The following is a 9398-nucleotide window of genomic DNA, read 5'->3' as shown; positions in this document are numbered from 1 at the left end:
TGGAATTGCTCCCATACTGGTTTTCGAGACCAGCGCCTTAAACCACTCGGCCACCTCTCCGAGGCCACGCGAGATTATAACATAGCAAATGCTGCGTTCTTAAATGGGATCGTCGGATACTAGGATGAGGGAAGCACGTATCTCTCAATCGCTTCGACAAGCCCGTCCTGCTCTACATTTGAGACCACGTGATGGGCAATGTTTTGCAGTTCTGTGGGAGCCCCGCCCATGGCAATCGGCAGTCCCGCAGCTCCGAGGAGGGGGAGGTCATTGAAGCTGTCGCCAACAGCCGCGACCTCGGAAGGCTCGACGCCAATCAGGTCGCACAGCGTTTTCAGTCCCGTGCCCTTGTTGACCCCACTCCCGGTGAAGTTGACGGCCCACAATCCGTTGTAGGGAAGATATGCCTTCACCACCTCCAGACCCTCATGCAGTGACACCTCGCTGTCCAGGATGTCGGCTTCCTCATATGTCAGGTCGAATGCCGTTATCCAGGTTAACTCACTGTGGTCCAGGTTGTTTGGATCCCGCACGATTTCTGTCTGGTGAGTCGCCATGAACGTGTGACCGGAATCGACTATGGGACCGAGGGCCAGCATCGCTGTCTCTATGGGCATCGAAGTGCTCGAAATCGCCTCGCCAGATACTGGGTCGAGAATCAACGCTCCGTTGTTCCCGACCTGTGGCGCGGTCAGGTCAAGCTCCCGCGCGAATGACAATAGGGATTCAGACTCTCGCCCTGTCACGATGGAGACTTGGACCACGCTTGCCGCCCGTCTCACGGCGTCGGCAACTCCAGGAGATATACGCTCGTCTGTCCCGACCAATGTGCCGTCCAGGTCAAGTGCGAGAGCTTTGATCCGACTCAAGTCGTCAAGGTCCCGTATCCGAAACTGGGCTGAGGTCTCGAATCGAGGACAGCCCGTGTCGGGATGTCAGCCTGGAGAGGCCTCTGGCGATGTTCCGTGCGATTCCAGGGCCCTTGTACACCATCCCAGTCAAGAGCTGGACGGTGTCGGCCCCTGCGGAGAGGGCTAGCCAGGCATCCTCGGCTGTGAAGATTCCGCCGCACGCATTGATCGTGGTCGAGTGGCCAACAGCCGCCCGCACTTCGGAGACCATTCTGAGCATCGGCCAGAAAATTGGCTTACCGCTTAGTCCGCCTGTACCGACGCCCAGTCTTACATCCGCAATTGGTTGCGTATTGGCAACGGTCAGCCCCTCGACTTCGGCAGATGCGCACACCTCCGCAAGGGACAACACTAAGTTGTGGTGTTCAGCATCTCGATCCCTCTCGGGAAACGGGGGCATCTTGACGAAGATCGGCTTGGCGCGTTGCTCCTTTACTGCGAGCAACAGTTCCTGCAGCACCCCTGTATCGTGAAAGATCCTGAGCCCCGCCGTGTTTGGCGAGCTTATGTTAATCTCAACGGCGTCCACCAGCGGCTCCAGACGACGATGACATGTCACGATATCGCTGATCTCAGTGCCCGAGATGCTCACGATAATGGGTGTGCTGCCCACCAACTGTCCGTCTCTTGAAAGGTTCTCAGCCACAGTATCCAAGCCTTCACCCGGGAAGCCAAGTGCATTTATCAGAGCATGGTTCCGGGAGTCGCGAAGAAGTCTGACTCCAGGATTACCCGGCCTCGCGTCCATCGTGACAGTTCCGCACGTCACGTACCCAAACCCCAGGCTCGACAACGCCGGAGTCAGCTGGCAGTTCTTGTCGTAACCGGCGGCCAGACCGATGGGGTTGGCGATCCCCATTCCGCCGAAGGTCGTGGCAAGCTCAGGAGGATCAATGGCGCTGAATGCTGACAGACCACGCCATAGTGGCCAGGCCCGAAGTGTCTGATCAGCCAGATGCTGCGCCTTCTCGGGCGGCAGTCTGAATAGAAGGGGTCTAAGTAGCGATTCATACGCTGACGGGATTAGGGCTAGAGCCAAGTGTCTCCCCCCGTCACACGATGACCCTGGCCATGTGGTCCGCCACTTCGACTTTGGCGACGCGTGTAATCAGAAAGTCACGCTTGTCGCCGAAGCTCAACTCTTCCCAGTTTCTTACTACGTCGTCCACGTCTACGGAGTTTTCCGAGCGCTGCGCTCCCTTTCGCGCGTCGTCGAGTTCGCTTAGCGCCTCCTCGAGATGGTCGGTGTCTGCTCCTCCTGAAGCGGTCTTGCGCATTGCCTGCAGGAATCGGCGTTCTGCGTTCCTGACACGTTCTTCCCAGATCGCTTTCAGCGGCTCGTCAAGGTCGCCGTCCCGGCCGTTTGAGTCGATCCTGTCCAACTCTTTTGCCTTGATCGCCATGGGGATCTGGGCGAGCACGGCGCCCTCCAGGTCTGCCTCGCGCCATGTGTGATATCCGCACACGCTCTGATTGTTGCGGGACTGGCACTGGTAGTAGCGGTATGTCTTCCGGTTTCGGTCGCCGTTCTTGTTTGTCCATCTCTGGTGGCGGGTTACACCCATCATCTTGTTGCCGCAGTAGTCGCAGAAGGCGATACCTGACAGCAGGTAAGGCTCAGCCCTCGACACCCTACCTCGAGGTCTCCGGCTCTCCACGATGTCCCTGGCTGCTCTGAAAGTCGCGGCATCGACGATCGCTTCGTGACTCCTGGGCAGTCTCAATCCAAAGCGCGTGTAAGTACCGATGTAAACAGGGTTCTTCAGGATGTCGCGAACGCTGACTACGCTCCACCGCCCTCCCCTCCGAGTGGTGATCCCACGCTCGTTCAAGTGCTGGACGATCAGCCGCATACCCATCTCGTCCCTGGTGTAGAGACGGTAGATCAGTTCCACCACGGCGGCTTCATCTCTTATCACCTCGTAGGAGCCATCCTCCACGTAGCGGTACCCGAACGGAGGCCGTCCGAGTCCCTTGCCCCACATGGCCTGCTCCTGCATGGACTCCCTGATCTTGCCGCTCCGCGTCCGTGAGACACCTGATATTCCCAGCACGGACAGAGCGTTCTGAAGTGGGTCCGGCATGTCCTCGTCCTGACACGAGACCTTCGCGCCCGCGTTTTCGATCTCAAGAAATGAGCGCGTAACCGTCTCAATGTCGCTGCCAAGGTGGCTGGAGTCAGGTATGGCGACCAGGAAGTTCGAGCCCGATTTCTTGATGTAGTCGATCAGTTGGACATACTGGGGGTAGACGCCTTCGTCCCCGGCGTTCAGGTCGCCAAATGTCCGCACCGGCTGATGCAGGTAGAGGTTGCAGTAAGTCTCGAATTCGTTATGGAAATCTACCAGCGTCTTGGTGTGGCCCTCGACTTGGGTCATCGCGTCGACTCTGAAGTAACCTATCGCTCTCACGTTTTGCTACCAGACCTCGATTTAGCCATAGATGAGAATTCTCGTGCAGCTGCCGCACTGCACAATGCCTTCGCTGGAGCGGGCGCGGCTGAGTTCCGCGTTCGGGATCGTGAGGCGGCAACCCTGGCACATGCCCCGCTGGTCGACAAGGGCAGCTCCCTGGCCTCCCCGAGTGCGCCTGACAGTTTCGTACACCGCCATAATGTTCGGCGCATACTCAGCCGATATCTCCTGTCGCTTCGCGTGAAGCTCTGGCATCTCTGAGGTCAGTTCCTCCCGGCGTGTTTCCAGTGTGCCCAGTTCGCGGCTCCGCTCCGCGTCGATCTGTTCGAATGCAGTCTTCGCCCTGTCCCGCAGCTCTTCTGCTTCCTCGATCTCGACCATGAACTCAAGCAGACGGTCTTCCTCTCCTCCCCGGTTCCGGACCTGGTTGGCGCGCTCTTCCTGTAGCGCCTCGAACTCTCTCGGGTTGGTCACACTTCCGTCGTACATTCTGTTGTCGAGGTTCGAAATGCGCCCTTCGATCTCCTGGACTGCTCGCTCTGACTGGCGTATTGCCGGGCCAAGCTCGCCCAACTTTGCCTCGATAGCAGACAGCCTCCGGTGCGCCTGTATTCTCGTTGAGTCGTCAGCGATCCGACCCTGGACCTCCGACAACTCCTCCTCGCGCTGCTGGATTTCCCAGTCCAGCAGCTGGAGATCGTAGAGTTCCCTCACTGACCGCATCGCTTGCACCTGCTATTGAAGTCTCTCTATTCTATGTCAATTTTCCGTGTCAATGAACAGGTTATGCCCCCTTCGCCCAGGCTATACGATGGATTTCCGTATTGCCGTTGGCCTCCGCGCAACGTCGGGTAACATGGGCAGAATGTCGCTGTATCCAGCTATGTGGGCTATGGTCGTAACCTGCCTTTTCTAGTAAAATCACCAAATACTGATCGCATCTCACGAACCCGTCAGGCAGCATACATGACGCAATTTCCCAGTATACTCGAACGACCTAGAACCAAGATCGTTGCCACTCTGGGACCAGCGTCCGACACCTATGACACCATCTGCGAACTGGTGCAGGCGGGCCTGTCGGTCGCCAGGTTGAACCTTTCGCACAACACGATTGACGAGCACCTTCGCGTCTTTCGGACTGTCAGGCAAGCCTCGGAAGACCTGAAAATCCCAGTCGGGATAATGGTCGACATTCCCGGCCCCAAGTACAGGACCGGGTCTCAGTCTCCTGGCGAATTCAACCTGGAGCCCGGGGACAGGATCGTACTGACCAGCAGGGACATCATCGGCAATCAGGAGATCCTCGGTGTGTACCCCTCAGGCGTACACAATGACGCCACCGTAGATGGAAGCGTTCTGATTGACGACGGCGCCATAGAGGTGCGCGTGCTGGAAATAGAACCACAGTCCATGGACGTGTCCTGCGAGGTGGTGAGAGGCAACAGGATGGTTGAGGGAAAGGGCGTGACCATACCGGGACGCGCACCATCTCTGCCTTTTCTGGACGGCAGGGCCAGGGAAGGGCTCAAGTTCGCCGCCACTGCGGTGGCCGACTTTGTCGCCCTTTCGAACGTCACCAGGGCCGAAGATATAGACCAGGCTCGGGAACTGATCTCGAGTTATGGCGGCGACACGTTCATCATCTCCAAGATCGAGACCGAAGAGGCGGCTGTCGACAATTTCGATGAGATTCTCGACGTGAGCGATGGGATAATGGTCGCCAGAGGAGACCTGGGAGTCGCTATTGACGCAGAGTCGGTGCCCATTCTGCAGGAGCAGATGATCGAGAAGTGCAATCTCGCGGGGAAGCCCGTGATCACAGCAACTCAGATGCTGGAGTCCATGATTCAGTCGGCCAGTCCTACGAGGGCTGAGGTCAACGATGTGTCCAATGCAGTACGTCAGGGTACAGACGCCGTGATGCTCTCTGGCGAGACAGCTGTCGGTGATCATCCAGTACTTGCCGTCGAGACAATGAACAAAGTCGCAATTGCGAGGGAAGCGGCTCTCGATTACGAGCGGATGCTCGAAGGGCGCTCTCGTGATATTCAACCACGCATCGACGACGGTATCAGTTACGGTGCGGCTCGGAACGCGGTCAGACTGGGGGCCTGTGGGATAATCGCCTTCACGGAATCCGGGAGCACCGCCCGCAAAGTCTCGCGCTACAGACCTGGACCGCCGATTCTCGCTCTCTCACCGCACGAGGCAGTCCTGCGAGCCCTCACCGTCAGCTGGGGAGTGTCTCCGGTCAAGGGCCCCGATCTCACCACTGTTGCGCATCTCCTGGACGTGTCCGAGAGGCACGCCGTCTCTTCTTCACTTGTTCCTGAGGATGGCGGCATGGTCGTCATCACGGCAGGGTTCCCGTTTGGTACGGTCGGCAGCACAAATTTCCTATACATCATGGACATACCGCCGAGGGCGGCACGACAGGAGGCAGACCAACCGTGCTGAAGATATATAACACCCTCGAAAAGACCCTCAGTGAAGTTCAGCCGATCGAAGGCCGTGTGGTGAAGATGTACACCTGCGGTCCAACGGTGTACCGCGACGCCCATATAGGCAACCTGCGCTCGTACCTGATGGCAGACTGGATCAGGCGAATCCTGACCGCCCAGGGACTCGATGTCGTCCACATCAAGAACATTACCGACGTCGGACATATGCGCCAGGAGGTGCTCGAACGCGGTGAAGACAAAATAATTGCCGCCGCTATCGAAGAGGGCAAGACGCCCGCAGAGATCGCCGAATTCTACACCCTGAGGTTCAGGGCGGATGAAGAGAAGTTGAGCATCCAGCCTGCTCACGAGTTCCCGAAGGCAACCGACCACATCGAAGAGATGCTCGAGATTGTCGAGAAGCTCATCGAGGCCGAGTATGCCTACGAAGTGGATGGCAACGTCTACTTTGAGGTCTCCCGCTTCCCGGGCTATGGCAAGCTATCCGGGAACATCCACGAGGCTGAGTTGCTGGAAGCGGTGAGAGTAGATGCCGACCCGCTCAAGCGCGACCCGCGCGACTTCACCCTCTGGAAGGCCGCTGAGCCGGGCAGAACGGTCAAGTGGCCCAGCCCCTGGGGAGAGGGCTTCCCCGGCTGGCACATCGAGTGCTCTGCCATGTCCATAAAGTACCTGGGTGAGAAGTTCGACATACACACTGGTGGCGTCGATAACATTTTCCCTCATCACGAGGGTGAGATAGCCCAGAGCGAAGGGTTCACTGGCAAGCCGGTTGTCAACTCGTGGGTACATGGCCAACACCTGCTCGCCGACGGTGTGAAGATGGCCAAGTCCGCCGGGAACTCATTCATAATGTCAGACATCGAGGCGCAGGGCCTCGATCCCATGGCCTTCAGGTACCTGTGCATGACTGCCCGGTACAACACGAGGCTCAACTTCACGTTCACCTCACTACGAGCCGCCCAGCGGGGTCTTCAGCGACTCAAGAACCGTATCTGGCAGTGGATGATGGAATCCGAAGAGGCAGCCACTACGGGTGGATCTGATCCAGACGGGGCGGCCGTCGAAGAGTGGATTGGCCGGTTCTTCGACACGGTCAACTCGAACCTGGACATGCCCGGCGCGCTCGCCCTCACCTGGGAGATGGCACGATCTGATCTCGATTCCGCTACCAAACTGGCATTGACCGAACGCTACGACGAGGTGCTAGGCCTTGGCCTGCTGAACGTCGGAGACGAGTACGAGACTCCTACCGAGGCGTTGGAGCAGTTACTTCGCAGAGCGCATCTACGCGACATGTCTGAGTACGCTGCCGCCGACCAGATCCGCGCGGCTCTCGAGGAAGTCGGCTACGTGGTCGAAGACCATGAACGCGGCTCCCGGATAAGGCCAAAGGCCGAGTGGGAGAAGCTGACAGAAGACCGCGACGTCGTATCCGCCGCTGCTGAAGTGCCTTCACTTCTCGACCAGGAAGATGCTCACGATGTGACGATAGGCATCGTGGCGTGCAACTACGTCGACGACGTAAGGCGGGTCGTATCCAGTGCCCTGAGCTCAAGCGGCGAGCGCGACGTGGAGATGGTTGTGCTCGACAACGGTTCAACCGACGACACCGGGGAGTATCTCGACGACCTCGCCTCATCGGACTCCAGGGTCAGGGTCATTCACGCCGACCACGTTCTCGGCGAGGCGGCCGCAAAGAACATCGTCCTCAAGCAGAGTCTGGGTAGGATCGTCATTCTGCTCGACACCAGCGTCGAAGTTACGGGTGACCTGATAGGACCCGTGAAGAAGATGCTAAGCGACGATCAGGTTGGTGTGGCCGGGCCGTTCGGACTTCGCACTGACAATCTTCATCACTTCCACGATGGTGAGGGCGAGTCCGGAGACATGGACGCCATGCAGGCTTACTGCTTCGCGTTCCGTCGAAAGGAACTCCTGAATGTGGGGCTGATGCGCGAGAGCTTCCGCTTCTACCGGAATCTAGACATCGACTACAGCTTCCACTTCAAGGAGAAGGGCAAGCGCATCGTCGCCGACCAGTCTCTGCCTGTTGTTCAGCACGAGCATCGTGTCTGGAATGAACTGGCGGAGGGGGAGCGCGACGAGCTGAGCCTGAAGAACTACAGGCGCTTCCTGGAAAAGTGGGGAGAGCGGGCTGATCTGCTTGTCAGCAGCCAATAGAGGTAGCTAGAATCCTTCGGGGTTTGAAAGTCCGGCCTTCCGGTCGGTGAGAATCCACGGGGACGGCTCTCCTGCGTCAGGCCGAGTGATATCGCGCACCTGGATCGACTCCGCTGCCTTTTGTCGTTCTATCAGCGCCTGGAGATGACGTGGACCTAGCCATCCTCTGGCTTCAGTTACTAGCTGCTGCCGCTGTGATCCTGGTGACGGCTCACTTTATGGCCAGATCGGCGGATATCGTCGCCGAGAAGACCGGGCTCGGAAGGTCATTCGTCGGCGTAGTAATGCTGGCGACGGCGACATCTCTTCCAGAGTTGGGCACTGGCGTAAGTTCAATCGTTCTCGTTGATGACGTCAACCTGGCCGCTGGAGATGCGTTTGGCAGCAACCTCTTCAACCTCCTGATAATCGGCCTCATGGACATCTACTGGCGTAAAGGTCCAATACTCGCATACGTTTCGCCTACATCGGCCCTCGTTGGCGTTCTGGGCGTTGCGGTCATTTCCACCGCCGCCATAGCTGCGATATTTCACCATCAGACCGATGCGGCCTCTACGTGGTACATCAGTCCGCTGTCTGTCCTGATGTTCGGTATCTTCCTGGCGGCAATGTACCTTGTATTCAAGGCTGAACGTGGCGAAGAATCTTCGGGGTCCGACGGCGATGACACTACCGAAGACTTGAACTACGGCGACGAGAGCCTTACACGTGCTGTTGTCACATACGTGATAACTGCATCCATTGTGGTCGCATCTGCCGTGTGGCTGGCCTTCACAGGCGACCATATTGCTGAAGCAATGGGCTGGGAAGCCAGCTTCGTAGGTACACAGTTCCTGGCATTCAGTACGTCACTGCCAGAGATTGCCGCCTCCTTCGCCGCGCTCAGACTGGGAGCTCCAGAGCTTGCGTTCACCAACGTTCTGGGTAGCAACCTGTTCAACATGGGCTTCGTGCTGTTTCTGGACGACTTCGCATACACGGGTGGAGCGCTGTGGCATGCGATCGACGAAATTCACATCCTCACTGCCGTTATCGCCGTCCTGATGACGGCCATCGTCGTGGGGGGAATACAGAACACGACCCGTCGGACTGACAAGGGGTCGATCATCACTGTGACCGGTGCGTCGATGATCGTCTTGTACATAGCTGCCAGCGTTCTTGTCTTCACCCTGGCGTGATTTGACAATGCATTTGTCACTACATACATTTGAGACTGCAAGCCAACAACCCAAAGGAGACCAAGATGTTCTTCGAACTTCGCGAGTACAGGACTCTTCCCGGCCAGCGTGAAAACTGGGTCAGGTTCATGGAAGAGGAGATCATTCCATTCCAGGTCTCCAAGGGAATGGTGATCTGCGGCAGCTTCGTCGGAGAGGAAGAGGACGATCTGTACATCTGGGTGCGCCGCTTCGCCAGTGAGGAGGAGC

General features: G+C 57.9%; 8 protein-coding genes. 4 read left to right on the top strand and 4 right to left on the bottom strand.

The window, feature by feature from the left end; all coding sequences use genetic code 11:
- Positions 1-119: 119 nt before the first annotated feature.
- From J4G14_13885 to J4G14_13870, 4 genes are read right to left on the bottom strand one after another with little or no spacing between them, the layout of a single operon-like run.
- Entirely contained in the window at positions 120-869 is a 750-nt protein-coding gene (locus tag J4G14_13885; protein MCE2458880.1) for an HAD family phosphatase, read from the bottom strand.
- A gap of 4 nt (positions 870-873) precedes the next feature.
- Complete coding sequence (locus J4G14_13880) at positions 874-1950, bottom strand: dihydroorotate dehydrogenase 2 (GenBank protein ID MCE2458879.1); 1077 nt, start codon at positions 1948-1950, stop codon at positions 874-876.
- Positions 1951-1963: 13 nt separating this feature from the next.
- Positions 1964-3289, bottom strand: coding sequence for a recombinase family protein (locus J4G14_13875; protein MCE2458878.1), 1326 nt, complete (start codon positions 3287-3289; stop codon positions 1964-1966).
- A gap of 54 nt (positions 3290-3343) precedes the next feature.
- Positions 3344-4048 carry a hypothetical protein gene (locus J4G14_13870; GenBank protein ID MCE2458877.1) on the bottom strand — a complete coding sequence of 235 codons (705 nt, stop codon included), beginning with the start codon at positions 4046-4048 and terminating at the stop codon, positions 3344-3346.
- A gap of 243 nt (positions 4049-4291) precedes the next feature.
- Between J4G14_13870 and pyk the strand changes: the two genes are divergently transcribed.
- The 4 genes from pyk to J4G14_13850 all read left to right on the top strand — a co-directional run.
- Positions 4292-5782, top strand: a complete 1491-nt coding sequence (gene pyk / locus J4G14_13865) for a pyruvate kinase (GenBank protein ID MCE2458876.1) — start codon at positions 4292-4294, stop codon at positions 5780-5782.
- Positions 5776-7971, top strand: coding sequence for a cysteine--tRNA ligase (cysS, locus tag J4G14_13860; protein MCE2458875.1), 2196 nt, complete (start codon positions 5776-5778; stop codon positions 7969-7971). Before pyk ends, cysS begins: the two co-directional genes overlap by 7 nt.
- Positions 7972-8120: 149 nt before the next feature.
- Entirely contained in the window at positions 8121-9149 is a 1029-nt protein-coding gene (locus J4G14_13855) for a hypothetical protein (GenBank protein MCE2458874.1), read from the top strand.
- 65 nt (positions 9150-9214) lie between these two features.
- The coding region (locus tag J4G14_13850; GenBank protein ID MCE2458873.1) for an NIPSNAP family containing protein at positions 9215-9398 on the top strand (184 nt) is incomplete at its 3' end.

The sequence above is a fragment of the Dehalococcoidia bacterium genome (assembly GCA_021295915.1).
Classification (GTDB): Bacteria; Chloroflexota; Dehalococcoidia; order Lucifugimonadales; family UBA1123; genus VXRN01.
Note: the sequence above shows the minus strand (reverse complement) of the source record. Positions and strands in the feature narration are given on the sequence as shown.

What these genes read in the sequence shown, in the direction of transcription:
- J4G14_13875 (MCE2458878.1), bottom strand. Translation starts at nt 3,289, where the DNA reads ATGACCCAAGTCGAGGGCCACACCAAGACGCTGGTAGATTTCCATAAC.
- J4G14_13870 (MCE2458877.1), bottom strand. Translation starts at nt 4,048, where the DNA reads ATGCGGTCAGTGAGGGAACTCTACGATCTCCAGCTGCTGGACTGGGAA.
- pyk (MCE2458876.1), top strand. Translation starts at nt 4,292, where the DNA reads ATGACGCAATTTCCCAGTATACTCGAACGACCTAGAACCAAGATCGTT.